Below are 22,475 nucleotides of genomic sequence, written 5' to 3'. Positions count from 1 at the left end.
TATCAACAGACCCTAATCATCGACCGAATCAATGATGACTCGAGTACCTTTCATCCCGCCGCCCGGTAATTCAACAAATTCCTCATTTAACCAGCGAGCATCTTCGGTAAACATCCTTATACAGCCATGACTTGCTCGATAGCCAGGTACTGTTTCACTTCCATGCAGAGCATATCCACGGAAAAAATGCATACAAAAAGGCATTTCAGCACCACCATTATTGCCATCTGCACGTCTAGGAAAGGCGGTAGAAATACAGTCAATATCTTGTTTACGAATAATGCGGTACGCACCAGAAGGTGTTGAGCAACCACCTATTACGCCTGGGCACTTGCCTTCACCTGATGAAATCGGTCCCCACCATAATAGTTCACCATCTTCATCATAAGCGCCCCAAGCTAATTTTTTTTGACTGATATAGATGGTTTTTTCCCCTTCAGGTTCTATATAACGAGGGAAGGGGGAAACATCGTAGATAGTCAATCGATCGATGTTTCTAGGAACTGCTATAACCATACCCGCTCGTAAAGTAATGTTCATACGATTAACACGGCGTACAATATCTTTCTCTTCGTCATTCGGAAACAAGCTATTCCAGCTTTGACCATTTTTTATTTTAATACAGAAGTAGTCAGGCTCCTTACACAATGTTTCTCCATATCGCGTTTGAGACCAGGCTGTTGAAACTAGTATGGCTACTAATATTATTGTCTTTGTAATTAGCCGTTTCATGATGAGCCCAATTTAGTTTAACTGGTATCTAATTTAACGGCATAAAGAAAAAAAACTTTACAAATTGTTTGTTAAATTATTATTAATTTTGTCAGGAATAGTCGTTTTGATGTAAGTTATGCATTTTCTAATTTAATAGCTTGCCACGCTTCATGGATGTCTGTGAGTAGTGTATTGGCCTGCATAAGTAATTCAATATCATTATCCAAGTTGGCTTTTAGTAGAATACGTTGAATATATTCATAAAGTTTATCCAGGTTTTCAGCAATTTCGCCCCCATTTTCATGGTCAAGACTTACGCGCAGACCTTCGATAATGCTTATTGTTTTGCCAATATGCTCGCCTTTCTTGCTTATTTGCTTACGTTGTATGTTACCTTGTGCAGTGGCTATGTGTGAACGTGCACCTTGTAATAGCAAGTGAATCAATTCGTGAGGGGTTGCAGTCTCCACACGGGTTTGCAATTCGATTGATTTGTATTGCTCAAGCGCTTGTTGATGAGGATTTTTCATTGTATTTACCTCCTGTTCGCAGTCAATTGTGGTAGGTTGGCTAACTGTTGGGTCAGAAAATCACTGGTGCTTTGCATTTTAACTAATAAAGCATCCAGTGCAGTGAACTGTTTTGTATAACGATTAGAAAGAGTAGAGGCTTTTGTAGTGAGTTGAGCGCGTTGCGTATCAATGTCACCCAAACGCCCATTTAATTGTTCGGTTTTAGTGGAAAGATCTCCGGTATCGCCGAGATAATTAGTTACTAAGTTACTTAATTTTACGGCAAGGCCATCGGTTATTTCGATTTGTCCTCTAGCGCCAGTACTACCTGCCAAAACTTCAACAGAAAGTCCTTGAAAACTGCTAGTGCCTTTTAACGTTAAGCCATCGCTTGAAGTGGCGTTTACACCACCAATCGTGCCGGATAATGATGTACCGGGAACAAAACTAGTGATTACTAAATTATAAACTCCCGTTTTAACCCCATTTCCCACGGATTTGATGCGTATATTCGTGTCAGTGGCTGTTGCTGTTTTAGCAAAGAGGGAAGCAATGGCATCATAATTACTTGCGACAGCGGTATTGAATTTCTCGCTATCCATTTCCAATAACCCCTGCTTGTTGGTTTTTATACCAATGTCGGCCAGTGTAAGTACAGTACTCCCGCTCTTTGCTAAAGGCTCTCCTAATAGTTTACTCAAATTTAATTTTAAATTACGTACTCCCGAATCGGCTTGTAAGGTGCCCCCTTTTTTTGTTTCAGCATTATAGGAAGTGAGTGCGTTTATGGTGGTCATCGTGTCATTGTACTGTTTGATAAATTCATTAACTGCATTGGTTAACTGAGAGTCATTATTTGCGATTGTTAAATCCACCAAAGTGCCTGGTTGAGCCTTTTTAAGATCAATGGTTACTCCCTCAATCGCATTTTTAAGTTGGTTAGAACTTTGAGTTAATAGAAGTCCGTTAATACTAACTTGGCTGTCCTTGGCAACTGTCGTTTGAACCAGTGAATTATTGCCAATAGTTGGATCAAAAGCTAAGGCTGATAAACCTGTCGAGTTATTATTAGTGCCGTCATTATCAATCACTGAAATACGCATTGCTAGTGATTGGCCAGTTTCTGGGCTACTTAAAGTTAATCGATAACCTGAGCTATCCTGGACTATGTTGGCTTGTACACCCGAGCCACTATTATTTATAGCATCTCTTATGGCGGATAAACTATCTTGTCCAGGAGCAACGTTGATAGTTACTGACTGTTTATTGGGATTTGCAGTAAAGACAGTATTGTTATTGCTGTATGTCCCAAAATCAATGGTAATACTGCCATTGCCGACTGTCGACGATGAATTGGTATAGGAAGTTGAAGCAAGGTTTTGTTTGGTTGCAATGGTCTGTACTTCAATTTGGTACTGACCTGCAGAAGCATCATTACTAACACTGGCAGAGAGAATACTTGTGTCAGTCACCGAACTTTTCAATGCATAAAACTGGTTTATGTTGGACAATTTTATCATGGACGTCTGCAGATTGGATAAGGCGCTTTTAATTTGGCCTAAAGCAGATAATTGGGTTGTAATACTGGCTTCCTGTTTATCAAGCCTGTTCTTTGTCGGAGTAATATCTGCTTGTACAAGGGCATCAACTATCCCTTTAACGTCAAGCCCAGAGCCTACTCCTGATGATGTTAACCCAGCCACGATAAACTCCTTTTCGTCAAAGTTCTAGTTATCAATTTTAAAAATCCAGCTGCAAGCAAGATACCAATTTTGAAGAATGAACTTCAAACTTTTTTATCAATAGTGCCTCTAACCATATTGTCAATCATTGATAATAGCTTTAAATATTCATCAGGAGGCATTTTACGAATAACCTCATTTGATAATTTATCCGTGACAATTGTTTGTAATAATCCTGTCGCTTTATCAAGTGCTGAAGTGGTTTCAATAGCGGCGGCAGAAAAATCTAATGATGAGATATCTTGACTGAACTCTGATTTGTTATTTTGCTCTTTATTTACTGACCCTAATGAGGGAGCACTAACTTTATTTAGTGAGTCTATATTCATAACAACCTCCTATGCCCATTTAGTCAACTAAATCAAAGGCATATCAAACATTCCCCCACGCAAAGATTCTGCATGGGGGATTCATTCTTCTTAGCGGCCAAGTAATTGCAACACTGATTGCGGCAAGCTATTGGCTTGAGCCAACATCGCTGTACCAGCTTGTTGTAATATTTGTCCCTTAGTCAGGTTTGCTGTTTCTGCGGCAAAGTCAGCGTCTTGAATCCGGCTTCTTGCAGCAGTGAGACTTTCTGTTACGTTTTGCAAGTTAGCAATGGTTGATTCGAAACGGTTTTGCAGAGCACCCATTGCGGCTCGGTTAGAACTAACCGAAGTAAGCGCTGAATCCAAACGACGGATAGCTAATTGTGCGCCGGATACAGTACTGACATCAATGGTATCAATACCATTAGAATCTCTGGCAATTGAAGCAGCCAGACCGACTGTTGCTACCGTACCACCGATAGTTAAGGTTTCTGCTGCACTAATGGTCAGTGTACCCCGTAAGGTAGCCGCGAAGGCGCCAGCAGTAACGGTTAAACCATCAGTACCGGCAGTAAAACCAGTACCACTCTCTGTTACAGAAATATTACGGCCATCAGCTGCAGTCAGGGTCATATTACCACCATTAAGGCTGGCAGTGACTCCTGTTTGACTGCTTACAGAGTTGATTGCGTCCCTAAGTGCGGTATTGCTAAGTGCGGTAGCAACGTCTTCGTTGGTAAAGATTGCAATACCGTTAATGCTCAGGTTATAGGTGTCTGCTGCGGTACCACCTATCGGACCAATTGCTTGAGTTCCAGATGTTACGGCACTGACGCTTAGACCTGCAATACCAGCGTCATTAATAGCGGCTGCTTTCGCATAAGCTGAGGTGGCATCTTGTTGCGCATTGCCGGTGAATCCAGCACTAGAGCTAATGGTTGTTGCTGCACCAGAACCTACGGCAATGGTTATATCGGTTGCTGCGGCAGCAGATACCTGAGTACCTGTTTGTTGAGCTATCCCACCCATAGAGGAGGCTTTAATACTACCAATAGCGAAGTTAATGGTTTGGTTCGCATTCGCACCTACCTGGAAACTGGCACTGGAGAATGAACCATCGAGAATACGTTGGCCGTTAAACTCCGTGTTTAATGCAATTCTGTCTAACTCGCTTTGTAATTGTACAATTTCTTCCTGTATGGCTTGACGGTCACCAGAGTTATTGGTTGAGTTTGCTGATTGCAGGGAAAGTTCACGCATACGTTGCAGAATATTCGTGGTTTCCTGCATCGCACCTTCTGCAGTTTGTGATAAAGAAATACCATCATTAGCGTTACGAATCGCTTGCGTCATACCGCGTACTTGAGCGGTCATACGTTCTGTAATTGCAAGACCCGCAGCATCATCCTTTGCGCTGTTGATGCGTAAACCAGATGAAAGGCGCTGAATGGCAGTTTGCATCGTTTTTTGTGAGCTATTTAAGTTACGTTGCGCATTAAGCGACATTACGTTGGTATTAATAACTTGAGCCATGGCTAAATCTCCTCGACCTGAATCCCTGGAGTGGGATTTCCCGTTTATACCGATAAATTTCTTATTTTTTAAATTTATCGAACCCAATTACCTTATCGGAAAAAGAGAAATAAACTTTAGCTTTCGATAGTATTTTTTATTAGAAAGAACCTATTAAAAGCCAAATAATTTCCATTATAAGACATATTGTTTAATTATTATTATTTTTGAAATTAAATAATCAATTAAGGTCAAAAAACAATCCAACTTGTAAGAGGGAATTCTTGATAACAATTAGTCGTGCAAGTGCTAATTTCAGGTTATAATGGACAGATTAAGATTAATGGATTCCTATATGAGTTGGTTGAAAAAATTATTGCCTTCAAAAATTAGAACTGAAACGTCACAAAAAAGAGTTCCTGAAGGGCTTTGGGTAAAGTGTTTGGGTTGCAGTTCCGTTCTTTATCGTACTGAATTACTAAAAAATTTATCTGTATGCCCTAATTGCAATCATCATCATCGCTTGTCAGCCAGAGAGCGTTTAGCGCAATTTCTGGATGAAGCAGGTCAAGAAGAAATTGCGGAAGATTTGGAGCCAATAGATCGTTTGAAATTTAAAGACTCTAAAAAATACAAAGACAGAATTAGTCAGGCACAAAAAGCAACGGGAGAAAAAGAAGCTTTGATTGTCATGAAGGGTGCTTTGATGCGGCAACCTGTCATTGTCAGTGCTTTTGAATTTAATTTCATGGGTGGCTCTATGGGGGCAACCGTTGGTGAAAAATTTGTCAGGGCTGTTAATGCAGCAACGGCTGAAAAAAGAGCTTATATTTGTTTCACTGCAAGTGGTGGTGCCCGGATGCAAGAGGGACTATTTTCATTAATGCAAATGGCTAAAACCTCAGCAGCACTCGCTAGATTTTCAGAAACCAGATTGCCTTTTATTGTTGTATTGACTGATCCTACCATGGGTGGTGTTTCAGCCAGTTTTGCGAGTCTTGGTGACATTATTATTGCTGAACCTAATGCATTGATTGGTTTTGCAGGGCCACGTGTTATTGAGCAAACGGTTAGACAAACCTTACCTGAAGGATTCCAGCGTAGTGAGTTTTTGCTTGAACATGGCCATATTGATATGATTGTCGAGCGAAAGGCCTTAAGGAGCACTGTTGCTGAGCTTATAGCAAAGCTATCTCGTCGTGATTTAAGCAATAGCTTTGATGAAGCCGTATAGCCATTTTAATGTTACTGAGTGGTTAGCCTATCTTGAAAATCGCCATCTCCAGGAGATTCAACTAGGCTTATCCCGAATCAAGCAAGTAGCTGAGCATTTGGATTTGCTCAATCCAAATGCAAAAATTATTACAGTTACCGGAACAAATGGGAAAGGATCAACGGTAGCCTCACTTGAAGCGATCTATTTGGCAGCAGGCTATCAAGTTGCCAGTTATTCCTCGCCGCATCTATTGGCATTCAATGAACGAATCAAAGTTAATAGACAGCCAATCAGTGCACAACAACTGTGTGAAGCATTTTGTGTTGTTGAAGAAGTCAGCAATACGATTAATACCCATCTAACCTATTTTGAGGTTACGACCTTAGCTGCTTTATGGCATTTCAAGCGGTATTGCCTTGACTTGATTATTCTGGAAGTAGGGCTGGGTGGTCGTTTGGATGCTACAAACATTATCGATACTGATTTAGCAATTATTACAACGATTGATTTTGATCACCAAACCTTTTTAGGCACTACAAAAGAGGCTATTGGCTTCGAAAAGGCTGGTATCTTGAGAGCAAATAAGCCATTGATCTTTGCTGATAATAATCCACCGGCGAGTGTTTTAAAACAAGCTTATGCGCTTAATACACCACTGTATTTATATGGTCGGGACTATAATTATCTGCATCACGCAGATGGCCTGCAGTTTGTTAGGTCAGAGCAAGTGATTGACCTGCCTCAGCCACAATTGCATGGTAATGCTATTGCCGCCGCAATAATGGCTTCAATTTGTCTGCAGACATTGTTACCCATTCAGCGTTCTCAGTTAATACAAGGCATTCAAAGTGCTTCTTTAATGGGAAGGGGGCAGCTTGTAAAGGGAAGGGTAGAGACCCTATTTGATGTAGCCCATAACCCGCAAGCAGTGAGTAATCTAGTAAAAGTTATTAAAAAATTGTCAGTGGATAGAACTGTGCATGCAGTTTTTTCAGCGTTAAAAGATAAAGATATTGTTGGATTGATTGCCCCTTTAGTCAAAAGTGTTGATTATTGGTATCCAGCCTTGTTAACAGGCAAGAGAGCAGCTTCAAAAGAGCACTTAACCCAAGCATTTACAAATTGTGGTATTATACCTTCCTGTTATCGCGATCCTCTGTCAGCCTATCAGGTTGCTTGCAATCAGGCAGGTGCAGATGATTTAATCGTAGTTTATGGTTCGTTTATCACTGTGGGAAATGTGCTATCCGCAGTATATTCCCCTAAAACTGAGGAGATAGAATGAAACTAGTATTAGATGAACGAGTTAAACATCGCATTATAGGCCTTGCTGTTATCTTATCAATAGGAGCTATTTTTGCTCCTGCAATTGTAAAAAAATCTAATCAACGCTTTGATGGAAATGTTAACGTATCGGTCCAGTTGCCGCCCAAGCCTCTGCCACCAAAAGTTGCTATGCCTGATGAGAAGGCGATGTTTGGTACTGTTAAAGTTGCTCATGTTGAATTACCTGCACTGCCAGATGAAAAAACGATAGTTAAAGTTGCTAAAGCTGAGCCACTTAGCCCAATGAATGATGTTCGGATGCCTGTGGTAGCTAAAGCAAATGTTGATACACCAAGTCTGCCAAAGGCAAAAACGACTCCGGTTTCTAAACCAACGGTCGCCAAAATGGCAGCTAAAAAAGTTGTAAAAAATATTCCGCAGCCTAAAGCGAAAGTGGTTGCAAAAATCAATAAAAAAGTGGCACCTGTTACAGTAAAAGCTTCAGTAAAAGGGCGTTATGCGGTACAGCTGGCAACTTTTTCACAACAGCGGAATGCTGACACTCTCGTATCAAAATTACGTGGCAAAGGGTATAAGGCTACTTACAATAAAATTACTACCACTGATGGTACTGTTTACAAAGTAATCGTGGGCCATACTGATAGAAAAGAGCAAGCTCGGATATTACAAAAGCAGCTAGCTAGTGTTATGCAGATCAATGGTTTTATTGTTGAGACAGGGGTTAGTTAGCCATGCCATGGGACTGGGTAGATTTAGTGATTGTAGGAATTATCGCTTTATCGGTTATAACCGGTTTAATTCGGGGTTTTGTTAAAGAATTAATTGCTATTGGTGTCTGGATTCTAGCAATTTGGCTTGCTTTTAATTATTCACAAAACCTCGATCCCTGGCTGCAAAAATTCATTCAAGATAAAACAGCAAGGAAGATAACCGCATTTATTATGATTTTATTCGGTACCCTAATTGCTGGGGGGATAGTAAATGCTTTGCTTGGTTTTATTTTGAAAAGCACGGGATTAAGCGGAACAGATCGAATATTAGGCATGGGCTTTGGGTTTGTTCGTGGGGTATTTATCGTTGCGCTTATTATGGTTGTAATAAAAATGACCTCTCTACCGTATGCAGAGTATGCTGGTAATTCTAAATTATATGCTAAATTTGATCCGGTCGTTAATTGGCTATCTGGTTTAATGCCGAGTTTGATAGATCGAGTTAAAGGATTGGAGACACCGGATGCTCCAGAAAATCTTACGCAGATGACCGGTGATTTCGAGCTATCTGAAGCTTGAATAAAAATTTTTCCCCCAGCAACGCGTTCAAGCTAAAGTCATATTGGTGTTGATTAATGGATCATTAACAAGCGGAAATTTAATCTGAAATTAGGAAATAGGGGTTCTTTAAGAATAGGGTCTATGAAAGGCTACAAGTCCCTGAGTACGGAACCAATGCTTATCTTCTTCAAAAAAATAAGGTTTTAGTTTTGGAATATCCTGAATATTTTCATAGTCAATTGCTACAAGATATCGTTTGCCAGTAATATAAAATTCTTTTGTATTTCGTGAAGGATTCACCAGAATATGTCCTGTAGGGACGTATTGAAGTAATTGTTCAATAAAGCTCACTATCTCTTCTTCTTTTTCTATTCCATTGCGAACACCTAAAAGATAAGGGACAAAGGCGGTATCAAAAGCTGGTTTTTCTTTGCTCCCAATTTTATCAATTGTTCCTGCATTGAATTGTATATTTTTATCTAACTCAAAATTATCTTCAACTTTAAGTTCAATGGCATGTCGAACTAAATATACCATGTAGTGGATATAGGCGCGTCGCAACAGGTTAGGGTTAATGGCCCAGAATAAAATATTTCTGCATTTTCCAGAAGGTAAAGTCATTAAAGGCGGGTACCAACAGGTCAGTGCTGTAAATAATTCCTCAATTGAAGGATAAGGCTCACCTTTGTCTGTATGCTCTTTGTAATGATAATATTTTTTAAACGCTTTCATCCAGGCAATAGTTACCGGATCCTTATCGTAAACAGTAATTGATTTTGCTCCAGCTTGGGCAAATAAAAAACTACTAGTGCCGTAACCAGGAATGACTAAAACATTTTTTCCCTCTATATCAGCTCTAATGTTATATCGTCCTTTGTTGTTTTCAAATAAAGTAGATGACAGATACCTTTCCGCTCCCATTGGATATATTTGAACCTCTTTATTATCTGAAAGTCTTGTTATGCGCCTCTCTAATATCCAATTTTTTTCTTGTTTGCTTAAGATAGTTTCGTTGGCAGGCATAGAGAACTCCTTTAGAAGTAATCATAAATATAATTGATGTTTTTTTATGTAATGTGCTACTTCCTCAGGCAAATAAGTGCTTGGATCTTTCCCCTCGCTAAGTTGCTTGCGTATCTGGCTGGAGGAAATATTAAAGCTGCCTGCATCATAAAAATAGATAAGACCATGGGAGCTCCTTATCAGGGTTTTACCATCAAATGTTTCGTGCTGCTCGAGTAGTTTTTTAATCTTCTCTGACATAACCACATTCTCTGATCCACAACGCTTTATAACCAACAAATTAGCTAGTGTTAGTAGCCGTTGCCAATTATGCCACTGGGGTAATTGGTTAAAACTGTCAGTACCAAGTAACAAGGTGATGGACAGTTCACGCCCCAATTCAAGGCGAAAATTTTGCAAGGTATGGACCATGTATGAAGGTGATTCGCGATTAATTTCACTTAAATTAATTTCAAAATTTTGATCCAGATTTTTTACAGCAAGTTCTAACATATCAATACGTTGTTTTGCTGTTGCTGCAGCCTTCTTTTTTAATACGGGGATTTTGCAAGGTAGGAAAATAAACTGCTCAAAATTAAAATGATTTTGCACATTAATGGCAGTTTCTATATGACCATTGTGAATTGGATCAAAAGTACCGCCATAGATAATTAAATTATGCACAACAACCTACCTCTTTTCCTAAACAAAGCGAGAGAGTAATAAGTTCAAGAGCATGCCAAATTTGGCCGCTTTGATTTGATTTTATGCGCTCATCAATAAGTTTACAAAATTGCAGTAGGGATTGTAAGTTATCTAAACTAGCCTGTCTTAATGCTGTTTGGTAGAGCCGGCTACGTTGTGACCATATTTTTAATTGGTTACAAGCTGTATTAAAAGGAACCGACTGATCGACTAATTCAATTAGTTGAATTAGTTGACGAATTTCTTGGGTTAATAACCAAAGAATTAAGGTAGGCTCAGTCTTGGTATTGTAAGCATGACGAAGAATTTGGAGGGCTCTATCTGCTGAGCAAGATAAACAGGCGTCTGCCAAGTCAAAGAGCTGATAATCACATTGATCAACTAATTGTTCTCTAACTATTTCTGGGGTTAGCACACAATTCTGCTCTGCTATTAACTGAAGCTTGGTAATAACTTGGGCACAGGCAAGCATATTACCTTGAGTGTATTGGTGAATTAAGCTGGGAATTTGTTGGTCGAATGTGAATCCTTTTGCTTGCAAATGCTGTTTAATCCAATGTTGCATTTCCGAATTATCAAAGGAAAAAACCTGGACAATATGAGCATTATCATGAGATGTGAGCCATTGTAACTGTTTAAGAGGTAAATTAGGTGCCCGTATGAGTAGTAAACAGCGAGGGTTCATGTTTTGTATATAGCTGCTTAAAAACTCCTTCCCTGCAGGATCTAGCGTTTTCTTTTCATAACGCACATCAATTAAAACTTTATGGGCAAATAAGGAGTAACTGTTGGCTTCTTCATCCAGTCGTTCCCAATCTGTCGGATTATTAATGGGTAAAGTAGTTTCCTCATAATCGTCTTTATTTGGAGGGCACCATACCTTCTTGATTGAGTCAGCCGTACTGTTAAGAAGGAAACAATCCTGGCCAATAATAAGATAAAGTCCTGAGATTTTTTTTGCTAAATGTGAGGTTAATGCTTGTTGTTTAATGAGCATATTGATGTCTTAGATTCGTTATTTGAGTATCTAAGGGCTTTATAGCTATTTTCTACTCAGTCTATTGATTATTTGCATGGCAGCATCACGCCGCATTTCACCGTACAGTAGTGTTTCTTCGGAATCTGAACCCAGTATTCTGTCATTATTTACAGTTAACTGTCTAGTTGATATGACATGATTGGAAGGAATAATCGTGTTCCCTTGCTTACTAACGAGACTAAATTGCACATCATAAAAAAGTTGATATTGTCTGGGTGCGGTGCTGGCACTGACATTGGTAATTTGTTGCTGGCTGCTATCCTTTTCGATTATTAATAAATAGTCAGCCTGTGTTACATTAGGACTTACTTTAATATTATAAGCTTGTAACTGATCTTTTAGCAGCGGTCCTAAATCTCGATGAGCATTTTGGGTAACAATCGCAACGTTATTAAGCCATGGTGGCATGTCAACCATGCCACGCAAATGAAAGCCACATGCAGTCAACAGGAAAAAAAACAACCAACTGAAAAGACGTCTTATTAACATTAGCTGACAACCAAATTAATCAATTGGCGATGAGTAACAACGACTGCTTTTTTAATTGTTTTTCCTTCCAGAAAAGCTTTTGTATGCTGCTTGGCTAAGTCAATCAGTAGATCTTCTGTAATATCATTATCGGCTGTAAATTGAGCTCTTAGTTTGCCGTTGATCTGTACGACATAATCTATCTCATCACTTTTTAAGGCACTCTTGTCAACCTTAGGCCAGGGAGCATCAATAATTGCTTTTTCAAAACCTAGTTGCTGCCATATATGATGGCAAATATGTGGGGTGATAGGGGCTAAAAGACGAAGAAGAATACTCATTCCGGAATGGAGGAAGTATTTATCTTCTTCATTTTGTAGTTCATAACCAGAGAGTTCATTAAAAAGCTTCATGCAACCAGAAACAACGGTATTGAATTGGTGCCGCTCATAATCATTGTTAGCTTGGGCTAAAATCTGGTGTACAACCAAACGAGATTTTTTTAAGCGATTTTGAGCATGTTGCCAATCGACATGACCATTGCCGCCCATGATGGCATCATTTATGTCAATAAATAGCTGTTGGTGCTGGCAAGCGAAAGACCAGATTCGTTTCAGGAAACGATGCGCCCCTTCAACGGCTGTATCAGACCACTCTAATGACTGTTCTGGTGGGGCTGCAAACATTACAAACAAACGTGCTGTATCAGCACCATAAGTGTCTATCAGGTGATTCGGGTCTACGACATTACCTAACGATTTAGACATTTTATGGCCATCTTTGAGGACCATGCCCTGGGTGAGTAGAGCCTTAAAAGGTTCATCAGAATTCACTAAACCTTCATCACGCATTAATTTGTGGAAAAAACGCGCATACAGCAAATGCATTACGGCATGTTCGATACCACCGATGTATTGATCGACTGGTGTCCAATATTTAGCTCTATCATCAAGCATGGCATTGTCTTGTCCCTTGCAGGCGAAACGGGCGTAATACCAAGAGGACTCAACAAAAGTATCAAAAGTATCTGTTTCTCGTGTTGCATCTTGCCCGCATTTAGGGCATTGAGCCTGGACAAATTCGCTACACTGGGCTAATGGTGAACCGTTACCAGTAAATTGAATATTGTCTGGTAAAGTGACGGGTAAGTCATCTTCAGGAACAGGAACAATACCGCATTCTTCGCAAAAAATCATTGGAATTGGTGTGCCCCAGTAACGTTGGCGGGATACTCCCCAATCACGCAGCCTATAATTAATTGTTGTTTTACCTGCATCGTGGGTTTCAAGGTAATTGGCAATCTCTTTTTGGGCTTCACTAGAGGATAAACCATCAAATTGGCCAGAGTTTACTAACTGGCCTTCCTGGGTAAAGGCGGATTTGTTGTAATCATGTGAACCATCGACAGGTTTGATGACTTCTTTCATGGGCAGTTTATATTTTTTAGCAAACTCCCAATCTCTCTGATCATGAGCAGGCACAGCCATTACAGCGCCAGAACCATATTGCATGAGTACAAAATTAGCCACCCAAACAGGGACTTCAAGACCGGTGATGGGATGAATGGCAGTCATTCCTGTATCAATACCTCGTTTTTCCATCGTGGCAATATCCGCTTCTGCCATACGAATACCCTGGCAACTATCGAGGAAGGCTTGCACCTCTGGATGTTTGTTCGCTGCCTCTTTGGCAAGTGGATGGTCAGGAGCTACCGCCAGATAAGTTACTCCTAATAGAGTATCCGGACGTGTCGTATAAATTTTTAATCGCTTGGCAAAACCTGGTACTTTGAAACTGATTTCGCAGCCTTCAGAACGGCCAATCCAATTTCGTTGCATTTGTTTAACTTGAGCAGGCCATTCATCCAGGGTATTAAGATCGTTAAGTAATTCGTCAGCATAAGCGGTAATTTTAATAAACCATTGTGAAATTTCACGGCGTTCAACCAAGGCACCTGAGCGCCAGCCGCGTCCATCAACAACTTGCTCATTGGCTAGAACGGTTTGGTCGACAGGATCCCAGTTCACTACCGCATTTTTCTTATAAACCAGTCCTTTCTCATATAACTTGATAAAAAACCATTGTTCCCAACGGTAATAGTCAGCATCACAGGTGGCTATTTCACGCTTCCAATCATAAGCATTACCTAAACGCAGGAATTGCTCTTTCATTGAGGCTATATTTTTCTTTGTCCATTCAGCAGGGTGGATACCATGTTTTATTGCTGCATTTTCTGCGGGTAAACCAAAAGCATCCCAGCCGATAGGTTGTAATACATTTTTGCCCAAAGCACGCTGATAACGAGCAATAACATCACCCAGGGTATAGTTACGAACATGTCCCATATGCAGGGTACCACTGGGATAAGGAAACATGGATAAGCAGTAAAATTTTTCTTTATTTAAGTCTTCGGAAACACTAAATGATTGTTTTTTAAGCCAATACTGCTGGGCTTGCTCTTCAATTTCTTGGGGTTTATAGCTGTTATCCATAGTTAATTAGTTATATTTCAGTCAGGTCGGTAAGGATAGCGCCTCTTGTCCTTAGCAGCAATAGGTTAATGATTTACTTTATGGTGGCGCATACGATAAACCATATAAATAAACACTACCAAAACAGCAAATAGCAGGCTTGGCAGATCACCAAAATAAACCCAGGGAGTCATGCCAGTCATTGGGAATAAGGTTGTTTTTAGTATACCTGCACTGAAGGCAGGGAGTGACGCTGTAATTTCTCCGCGAGTATTAACGACAGAAGATAAACCATCATTATTAGCAATGATTTGGTAGCGGGCTGTCTGTAGAGAGCGTACCTGTGCCATTTGCTGTTGCTGATACATGGCTAAAGAATGGCCAAACCAACCATCGTCACTAATCGATACAATCCACTCCGCTCGTGGAAGTTGATGACGTAATAAATCACCATAAGCTAATTCGTAACAAATTAAAGTTGCCATAGCATGACGACCTATTTTAATTAGGGTTTGGTCAGTACCTCCTGGTTTTAAGTTAGCATCAGGGATTGCTAACCAGTTACTAATCTGTTGGAAAGGTTTGGGTATATATTCACCAAAAGGTACAAGGTGTTGTTTCAAGTAAAACCCTTTTGCATTTCCCAAACTGATTAAAGCGTTGAAATAGTAGTTTTCATCAATTGTGGTGGGTTTGGGAATCCCCAACATTACCGCGCTTCCTGCCTGTTTTGCTTTAACATGGATGTCAGTCAGGAAATCGCCAATATAACTCGGTGGCAGGGGAATGGCTGATTCCGGCATAACAATTAACTGAGTACCCAATAATTTTTCGGTATCTTGCTGGTAGCGCTGTAATAGTTGCCAAAATAAATTTTCATCCCACTTGTCGCGCATTGATAAATTAGCCTGTATTACTCCCACTGACATGGAAGTAGAATCTTTTTGTGCCCAATTTATATATTTCAACAAAGAAGGGCTTAACAGCAAACCAACGAAAGCGATTAAACACAAGGAGCGTCGTAAGCCATTGAGTTGTGTGCTGGTAGCCAGTATTGTGGCCGCAAAACAGGTTAAAAACCCAACTCCATAGACGCCAATTACGGGTAGTAAATACTTACTGGGAGCATCAAATTGGCCAAAACCCAATAAGAGCCATGGAAAGCCACTTAAGAATGTGGAGCGCAGGTATTCTGTTAAAGTCCACAATGCACTAAATAATAGACAGGACAGGAAGGCTAAACGAGGAATAGCCATTTTTTTAAAAATCAGGGCCATCAGGGCGGGAAATAAAGAAAGATAAATTAAAAAGCATAATGTAATCAGAGCCGCAAACACGCTATTAAGGTGTCCATACTCATGGATACTAACAAATACCCAGGAAATCCCTAAGCCAAAATAGCCTAAACCAAGAAAAAGACCATCCCAAAAAGCCTGCTGATTTTGCTCTTTGCCTAACTGAGCATAAAAAAATGCCAGACTTAAAATGGCTGCCCCAGGCAGGTGGAATGGGGCAAAGCTTAAAGGAAGCAATAATCCAAACAAAAAGGCACGTAAAAGATGGCTATAACTTATAGCTCTTGTCGAAATAAACGCCAGGCTCTGTACTGAAGTTGTTCGAGTCATACCTTTTACGTGTTTAAATGAAAGCGACGATAAAATACTAATTGCCAAAGGTCAAGATTTTTACAATAAATCATTTGGATTGGGAGTATTCAAGGACCATTTTTTTAGTGTACGATGACTGCTCGTTTTACAAAGGAGAAGGAATAATATGTACAACGTTATGATTACTGGCGCTGGGAAAATTGGAAGTTTAATTGCCTGCTTATTAGCCGATAGTGGTGACTATCAAGTTCATTTGGCTGATGTGGAGTTTTCTGGAACGGATGTCACTCGTTTATTGCAAGCGATGCCGGAAATCAAAACAATTGCGCTTGATGTCAAAGATCAGGAATCTACACAGGCTTATTTGCAAAAAAATAATATCATTGCGGTGATTTCAAGCCTTCCCTATTTTTTAAATACTCATGTTGCAAAAGCCGCAAAAGCCGCAAAAGCACATTATTTCGATCTGACTGAAGATACCTCTGTTACTGAAGCAGTCAAAGTGATCGCTGCAAATGCTTCTACTGCCTTTGTACCTCAATGCGGACTTGCGCCTGGTTTTATCAGCATTGCCGCAAATAGCCTGATGAAAGAGTTCGACCATTGTCATCATGCTAAATTGCGTGTCGGTGCACTACCGCAGCGTGCTAGCAATGCTTTACATTATTCTTTAACTTGGTCTACGGATGGTGTTATTAACGAATATGGTAATCCTTGTTATGGGATTGAGGGTGGAAAACCCGTTGTCTTAAAGCCTCTTGAGGGGCTAGAGTCTATACAAATTGATGGTTCAGAATATGAGGCATTTAATACTTCAGGTGGTTTAGGCAGTTTGGCTGAGCTTTATCAAGGAAAGGTCCAGACGTTAAACTACAAAACCATGCGTTATCCTGGGCATTGTGAAAAAATGCGTTTGTTAATGAATGATCTGAAATTAAACGAAGATCGCGATACTTTAAAGCGAATTCTGGAGCGAGCTATTCCTAAGACTTATCAGGATATCGTGATGGTTTATGTGACTGTTGAGGGCCTTAAACAAGGTGAATTAAGCGAAAAAAGTTACGTTAAAAAAGTATATCCAGCAACTATTCGCGGTTTGGAATGGTCGGCTATTCAAGTTAGCACTGCATCCGGCGTTTGTGCAGTAGTGGATTTGGTGTTAGGACAAGCCAATGAATACCGTGGTCTGATTTTACAGGAAAATTTCCATCTGAATGATGTCTTGGCCAACCGTTTTGGTCAGCATTACGCCTAGGAGAATGACATGGATTTATTAAAACATTTAAATATCAACGACGTTAACCCTGGCGCTTTCAGTGGTCATGGTTGGCAAAGCCAGATTGGTACTAGTCGTTTACCCTCTTTTAATCCGGCAACGGGTGAGAAGCTGGCTGAAATAGCAACCTGTTCAATGCGTGATTATGAGCAGGTGATAGAGCGAGGACAAATCGCAGCTAAAGAATGGCAGACGATACCTGCTCCCAAGCGTGGAGAAATAATTCGTCAAATTGGACAAGCGTTACGTGACCATAAAAATCTATTAGGCAGTCTAGTATCACTTGAAATGGGCAAATCTAAGCAGGAAGGCGATGGTGAAGTACAGGAGATGATTGATATTGCTGATTTTGCTGTCGGTCAATCACGTATGCTTTATGGTAATACCATGCATTCCGAGCGTCCTAATCATCGTATGTACGAGCAATGGCATCCTTATGGTATCGTTGGTGTCATATCAGCCTTTAACTTTCCTGTCGCGGTCTGGTCATGGAATGCTTTTATTGCAGCAATCTGTGGCAATGTAACGCTGTGGAAACCTTCAGCTAAGACACCACTTTGTGCTATTGCAGTACATCATATTTGTAATCAGGTATTACAAAAAAATAATTGCCCAGAAATTTTTAGTTTAATTATTCCTGAGTCGCACGATATTGCTGATACGATGGTAAATGATACGCGTATACCGCTAATTTCTTTTACTGGCTCAACAGCTGTAGGTAGGCAGGTTGCGGCCAAAGTGGCAAAACGCCTAGGAAAAACAATTCTGGAGCTGGGTGGAAATAATGCGATCATTCTCGATGAATCAGCTGATTTAAATCTTGCTATCCCAGGTATTGTCTTTGGTGCGGTTGGTACAGCAGGTCAACGATGTACTTCCACAAGACGTCTATTTGTTCATGAATCAATGTATCGCGATGTTGTTAAGCGACTACAACATGCTTATGAGCAAATTACTATCGGTGACCCTTTAGACAGCAACAATTTGATGGGACCTCTGATTGATGAACAGGCTGTAAACCAATTTCGCAAAGCGATTACACGTATACTTGCTGCAGGCGGACAAATTGCATTTGGTGGTGAGGTGATCAATCAAGCTGGTTATTTTGTTCAACCCACTTTGGTGACTGACGTGAAAAACGAATGGGATATTGTACAAGAAGAAACATTTGCCCCTATTCTTTACGTGATGCCTTATCGCAGTCTGGAGGAAGCAATCGCTTTACAAAATGGTGTCCCACAAGGCCTATCTTCTGCGTTGTTCACCCAGAATCTTAAGAACGCCGAGCGTTATTTAAGCGCTATGGGTAGCGATTGCGGCATAGCCAACATTAACATTGGCACATCCGGGGCTGAAATTGGTGGCGCTTTCGGTGGTGAAAAAGAGACTGGAGGTGGTCGCGAGTCAGGTTCTGATTCCTGGAAAGCTTATATGCGTCGGCAAACGAATACGATTAACTGGGGAGATGCACTACCTTTAGCCCAGGGAATTCGTTTCAATCTGTCTTAGAGCAGCTTACCGAAATGATTTTGTAACCAGTAGTCGTTGTAACTCATGGTATTGTGACTTGTTATATGAAGGCAGTTATAAATACCAATAAAGCAAATAGGGCTGTTGGCATAGGGTAGTAAATGGCCAGCGAAGCATAGAAAATCATTGCTTCTTGGCTAAGATAGTAGAAATGCCAACAGACCCGAATCAACACCGAACCTAATGTTTTCACTTACAAAAAGGACATGAATCATGCAGGAACCATTTTTCATTAAAAAAGTTGCGGTTCTCGGTGCCGGTGTCATGGGGGCACAAATTGCAGCACATTGCGCGAATGCAGGGATTGAAACCTTATTATTTGATTTAGCAGGTAAAGAAGGAGCGACTAATGCTTTAGTTGATAAGGCCATTGCTAATCTGGGTAAATTAAAACCCGCACCTTTGGCTACACCGCAGACAGGGCTAGTCTTACAGGCAAAAAATTATGAGCAAAATTTGACTGATTTGTCTGATTGTGACTTAATTATTGAAGCAATTGGTGAACGTTTAGATTGGAAAGAAGATTTATACCGGCGTATTACGCCCTATTTGAGTAAAACAGCTATTTTAGTCAGTAACACGTCAGGCTTGAGTATTAATGCTCTTGCCACGGTGCTACCCGAATCACAGCGTAACCGGTTTTGTGGTGTCCATTTTTTTAATCCACCACGCTATATGCATCTGGCTGAATTAATACCAGCAACTACAACCACATCGTTATTACTGGATAATTTGGAAACCTGGCTAACCAGTCGCCTGGGTAAGGGAGTTGTACGCGCTAAAGATACACCGAATTTCATTGCTAACCGAATAGGGGTGTTTTCACTATTAGCTACTTTACATCATGCACAAGTAATGAAACTTGGTTTAGATGAAGTAGATGCGTTAACTGGTTCTTTATTAGGCCGACCAAAATCGGCTACCTTTAGAACCATGGATGTTGTAGGGTTAGATACCATGCAACATGTCGTGCACACGATGGAGAAACAGCTTAAAGAAGATCCTTGGCATGCTGCATTTAAATTACCGGAGTGGTTGACAGCTTTGATTAAAGCAGGCCGTTTAGGTCAGAAATCAGGGGAAGGCATTTATCGTAAAAATGGAAAGGTTATTGAAGTTTATGATCTTGAATCAGGAACTTATCGTCCAGCCCAGGGCGAGGTCAGTAATGAATTAAAAGATATTATGAAGATTGCTGATCCAATAGCGCGCATGCAGCAATTGACTACCTCTACAAATAAACAAGCCAAATTTTTGACCGCTTGTTATCGTGATCTCTTCCATTACTGTTCTTATCATTTAGCTGAGATAGCTGACAATGTACGCGATGTTGATTTAGCCATTCGTTGGGGCTTTGGTTGGCAATATGGTCCTTTTGAAACTTGGCAAATGGCTGGTATTAATGAAATGAAAGCCAGCATAGAAAAAGCTAGCGCTGAAAAAATGACTTTAAGTCAAGCCAAATTACCTGCCTGGCTAGCTAATATTAAATATTTTTATAGTGCGGAGGGTGCTTATTCCGCCGAGAAGAATGAGTATATTCCACGTAGCCCGCTAGCAGTTTATCAGCGTCAGTTTTTCCCGGATAAAGTGTTAAAAGAAACGTCTCATCGTATGACAACTTTATATGAGAATGAAGGTGTTCATTTGTGGCATCTAAAAGAAGATATTGCGGTTGTTAGTTTTAAGAGTAAAGCCAATACTGTTGGACAAGCGGTGCTTGATGGCTTACAAGAGGCAATAGACAAAGCTGAAAAAGAATGCCAAGGTTTAATTATTTATCAATCTGATGCCTCAAATTTTAGTTCTGGCGCTGATTTACGAGGTGTTGCTGCGTTGATTCAGGCAAATAAGATGGATGCGCTGGATTTAATGATTGGCCAATTTCAACAAGTTGCACTGCGCTTAAAGTATTGTGCAATTCCAACCATTGCAGCACTTCGAGGACGTGCTCTAGGTGGTGGTTGTGAATTGATGATGCATTGCGATGCAGTCATTGCTGCTTTTGAGGCTTATCCTGGTTTGGTAGAGGCTGGGGTTGGCCTTATCCCTGCTGGCGGTGGGTGTAAAGAAATGGCGATGAGAGCTGCTGCCAAAGCGCAAGAAGCGGATTTAATGCTTTTCTTGCAACCGTATTTTCAACAAATTGCGACGGCGCTTGTAGCTGGCAGTGCGCCTGAGGCCAAGCAGCGCGGCTACCTGCGTGAGAAAGATAGTTGGGTGATGCACCCTAATGAAGTGCTTTTTGCTGCACTTGCACAAATTCAAGCAATGCAAGCTGCCAATTATCAGCCACCGCTTAAAACCCAGTTTAAAATTGCCGGACGAGAGGGACATGCACGTTTGCAAGCCGGGTTAGTCAATTGGCTTGAAGGTGGTTTTATTTCTCAACACGACTATTTTCTTGCCAATCAACTTGCTCATGTACTTTGTGGTGGGGATGTTAATGCGGGCGAATTAGTTGATGAGGCCTGGTTACTACATCTGGAAAAACAAACCTTCATGACTTTGGCGGCAACACCATTATCTCAGGCTCGTATTTCCCATCTGTTAGAAACTGGTAAGCCATTGCGCAATTAAGGAGACTTGATAATGACAAATGTATATGTAGTTGATGTATTGCGTACTCCTGTTGGTAAAGCACCACGAGGTGTGTTTCGTCATACTCTACCCGATGAGCTTCTTGCACACACAATAAGAACGTTGAAAAGTCGTAATCAACCTGTCGATTGGCAAGCTATTGGTGATGTAGTAATTGGTTGTGCGATGCCAGAAGCCGAGCAGGGTATGAATGTTGCGCGAATCGCTTCGTTATTAGCTGACATGCCTCAATCAGTACCAGCGATGACCATTAATCGCTTCTGTTCTTCTGGTGTGCAAAGTATCGCAACTGCGGCGGCATCAATCACCCAGGGAGATATGCCACTTGCACTAGCCGGTGGAGTCGAAAGTATGTCTATGGTGCCTTTGGGCGGTAACAAATACACTGCAAATCCGGCAATTTTTAACAACGAACATGTTGCTATTGCTTATGGCATGGGTATTACGGCAGAAAATGTTGCCAAACGCTGGGAAGTCACCCGCGAGCAGCAGGATGAATTTGCTGCAGAAAGCCATCGGCGTGCCGTTGCGGCGCAACAACGAGGTGATTTTCGGGCAGAAATAAGTCCAGTGGAAATCACCGTACGCCATGCTGATCTGGCGTCTTCTGAGGTTATAAGCAAAAAGCGTATGGTGACTGACGATGAAGGACCACGCGCCGATACATCGTATGATGCAATAGCGCGTCTACGTCCAGTTTTTGCAGCTAAAGGAACTGTGACAGCTGGTAATAGTTCACAAACCAGTGACGGAGCGGCTATTGCTTTGTTAGCGAGTGAAGACGCATTAAAGCGGTATGATTTACAGCCTATGGGACGTTTATTAGCCTATGCTGTTGCTGGAGTTCCTCCTGAAGTTATGGGTATAGGCCCTATTAATGCAATACCCCTGGCTTTGAAAAAAGCTGGTATTACTTTAGCGCAACTCGACTGGATAGAGCTTAATGAAGCCTTTGCTGCGCAAGCTTTAGCCGTTATTAAAACACTGGATTTGCCTCTTGATAAGGTAAATCCCCTAGGCGGAGCCATTGCTTTGGGGCATCCATTAGGAGCTACAGGGGCAATCCGGACCGCTACCTTATTACATGGTTTACGACGTACAAAAGGACGTTATGGGATGGTTACTATGTGTATAGGAACAGGAATGGGTGCGGCGGCAATATTTGAAGCCATTTAGGGTCTATTCCCATTTCTACTATCTGGAGTCGAAAA

The 22,475-nt window shown here is 40.9% G+C and carries 19 protein-coding genes; 8 read left to right on the top strand and 11 right to left on the bottom strand.

Going from position 1 to position 22,475, the window contains the following annotated elements; translation table 11 throughout:
• Positions 1–12: 12 nt before the first annotated feature.
• The 5 genes from ACN4Z1_RS15375 to ACN4Z1_RS15355 all read right to left on the bottom strand — a co-directional run bounded on the left by ACN4Z1_RS15375 (position 13) and on the right by ACN4Z1_RS15355 (position 4,812).
• A complete protein-coding gene (locus ACN4Z1_RS15375) occupies positions 13–732 on the bottom strand; it encodes a L,D-transpeptidase (protein WP_228364709.1) in 720 nt (239 codons plus the stop codon).
• Between the two features lie 116 nt (positions 733–848).
• The gene (gene fliS / locus ACN4Z1_RS15370; RefSeq protein WP_115221258.1) at positions 849–1,244 is read right to left on the bottom strand and encodes a flagellar export chaperone FliS; all 396 of its coding nucleotides are present in this window, start codon (positions 1,242–1,244) and stop codon (positions 849–851) included.
• Positions 1,245–1,249: 5 nt separating this feature from the next.
• Positions 1,250–2,929, bottom strand: a complete 1,680-nt coding sequence (gene fliD, locus ACN4Z1_RS15365; protein WP_419388077.1) for a flagellar filament capping protein FliD — start codon at positions 2,927–2,929, stop codon at positions 1,250–1,252.
• Positions 2,930–3,012: 83 nt separating this feature from the next.
• The gene (locus ACN4Z1_RS15360) at positions 3,013–3,297 is read right to left on the bottom strand and encodes a flagellar protein FlaG (protein ID WP_115221260.1); all 285 of its coding nucleotides are present in this window, start codon (positions 3,295–3,297) and stop codon (positions 3,013–3,015) included.
• A 90-nt stretch (positions 3,298–3,387) separates the two neighbouring features.
• On the bottom strand, positions 3,388–4,812 hold the full coding sequence (locus ACN4Z1_RS15355) for a flagellin (RefSeq protein WP_228364707.1): 1,425 nt from the start codon (positions 4,810–4,812) through the stop codon (positions 3,388–3,390).
• 334 nt (positions 4,813–5,146) lie between these two features.
• Between ACN4Z1_RS15355 and accD the strand changes: the two genes are divergently transcribed.
• The 4 genes from accD to ACN4Z1_RS15335 are packed head-to-tail and all read left to right on the top strand — an operon-like array spanning position 5,147 to position 8,583.
• Complete coding sequence (accD, locus tag ACN4Z1_RS15350) at positions 5,147–6,025, top strand: acetyl-CoA carboxylase, carboxyltransferase subunit beta (RefSeq protein WP_228364706.1); 879 nt, start codon at positions 5,147–5,149, stop codon at positions 6,023–6,025.
• Positions 6,012–7,292, top strand: a complete 1,281-nt coding sequence (gene folC, locus ACN4Z1_RS15345; protein WP_370634603.1) for a bifunctional tetrahydrofolate synthase/dihydrofolate synthase — start codon at positions 6,012–6,014, stop codon at positions 7,290–7,292. Before accD ends, folC begins: the two co-directional genes overlap by 14 nt.
• On the top strand, positions 7,289–8,023 hold the full coding sequence (locus ACN4Z1_RS15340) for an SPOR domain-containing protein (RefSeq protein WP_228364704.1): 735 nt from the start codon (positions 7,289–7,291) through the stop codon (positions 8,021–8,023). Before folC ends, ACN4Z1_RS15340 begins: the two co-directional genes overlap by 4 nt.
• A 2-nt stretch (positions 8,024–8,025) precedes the next feature.
• Positions 8,026–8,583: a CvpA family protein gene (locus ACN4Z1_RS15335; protein WP_115221265.1), complete on the top strand. Its 558-nt coding sequence runs from the start codon at positions 8,026–8,028 to the stop codon at positions 8,581–8,583.
• Positions 8,584–8,691: 108 nt separating this feature from the next.
• Here ACN4Z1_RS15335 and ACN4Z1_RS15330 read toward each other — a convergent pair whose 3' ends face one another.
• From ACN4Z1_RS15330 to lnt, 6 genes are all read right to left on the bottom strand, one after another.
• Positions 8,692–9,588, bottom strand: a complete 897-nt coding sequence (locus tag ACN4Z1_RS15330; protein WP_228364703.1) for an ABC transporter permease — start codon at positions 9,586–9,588, stop codon at positions 8,692–8,694.
• A 21-nt stretch (positions 9,589–9,609) separates the two neighbouring features.
• The gene (nadD, locus tag ACN4Z1_RS15325) at positions 9,610–10,251 is read right to left on the bottom strand and encodes a nicotinate-nucleotide adenylyltransferase (protein ID WP_228364702.1); all 642 of its coding nucleotides are present in this window, start codon (positions 10,249–10,251) and stop codon (positions 9,610–9,612) included.
• Complete coding sequence (gene holA / locus ACN4Z1_RS15320) at positions 10,244–11,269, bottom strand: DNA polymerase III subunit delta (protein WP_228364701.1); 1,026 nt, start codon at positions 11,267–11,269, stop codon at positions 10,244–10,246. Before holA ends, nadD begins: the two co-directional genes overlap by 8 nt.
• Positions 11,270–11,314: 45 nt before the next feature.
• Positions 11,315–11,800, bottom strand: a complete 486-nt coding sequence (gene lptE, locus ACN4Z1_RS15315) for an LPS assembly lipoprotein LptE (protein WP_228364700.1) — start codon at positions 11,798–11,800, stop codon at positions 11,315–11,317.
• Positions 11,800–14,271: a leucine--tRNA ligase gene (gene leuS / locus ACN4Z1_RS15310; protein ID WP_228364699.1), complete on the bottom strand. Its 2,472-nt coding sequence runs from the start codon at positions 14,269–14,271 to the stop codon at positions 11,800–11,802. Before leuS ends, lptE begins: the two co-directional genes overlap by 1 nt.
• 65 nt (positions 14,272–14,336) lie before the next feature.
• The gene (gene lnt / locus ACN4Z1_RS15305) at positions 14,337–15,875 is read right to left on the bottom strand and encodes an apolipoprotein N-acyltransferase (RefSeq protein ID WP_228364698.1); all 1,539 of its coding nucleotides are present in this window, start codon (positions 15,873–15,875) and stop codon (positions 14,337–14,339) included.
• A 148-nt stretch (positions 15,876–16,023) separates the two neighbouring features.
• Between lnt and ACN4Z1_RS15300 the strand changes: the two genes are divergently transcribed.
• From ACN4Z1_RS15300 to ACN4Z1_RS15285, 4 genes are all read left to right on the top strand, one after another.
• The gene (locus ACN4Z1_RS15300; protein WP_228364697.1) at positions 16,024–17,112 is read left to right on the top strand and encodes a saccharopine dehydrogenase family protein; all 1,089 of its coding nucleotides are present in this window, start codon (positions 16,024–16,026) and stop codon (positions 17,110–17,112) included.
• 9 nt (positions 17,113–17,121) lie between these two features.
• Positions 17,122–18,642, top strand: a complete 1,521-nt coding sequence (locus ACN4Z1_RS15295; RefSeq protein ID WP_228364696.1) for an aldehyde dehydrogenase family protein — start codon at positions 17,122–17,124, stop codon at positions 18,640–18,642.
• Between the two features lie 234 nt (positions 18,643–18,876).
• Positions 18,877–21,243, top strand: coding sequence for a 3-hydroxyacyl-CoA dehydrogenase/enoyl-CoA hydratase family protein (locus ACN4Z1_RS15290; protein ID WP_228364695.1), 2,367 nt, complete (start codon positions 18,877–18,879; stop codon positions 21,241–21,243).
• Between the two features lie 12 nt (positions 21,244–21,255).
• A complete protein-coding gene (locus ACN4Z1_RS15285) occupies positions 21,256–22,440 on the top strand; it encodes an acetyl-CoA C-acyltransferase (protein WP_228364694.1) in 1,185 nt (394 codons plus the stop codon).
• The last annotated feature ends 35 nt before the right edge of the window (positions 22,441–22,475 follow it).

This window comes from Legionella sp. ST3F1, assembly GCF_048553315.1.
In the GTDB taxonomy this organism is placed as follows: domain Bacteria; phylum Pseudomonadota; class Gammaproteobacteria; order Legionellales; family Legionellaceae; genus Tatlockia; species Tatlockia donaldsonii.
The sequence above is the reverse complement of the archived record's forward strand: the minus strand, read 5'-3'. Positions and strand labels throughout refer to the sequence as shown.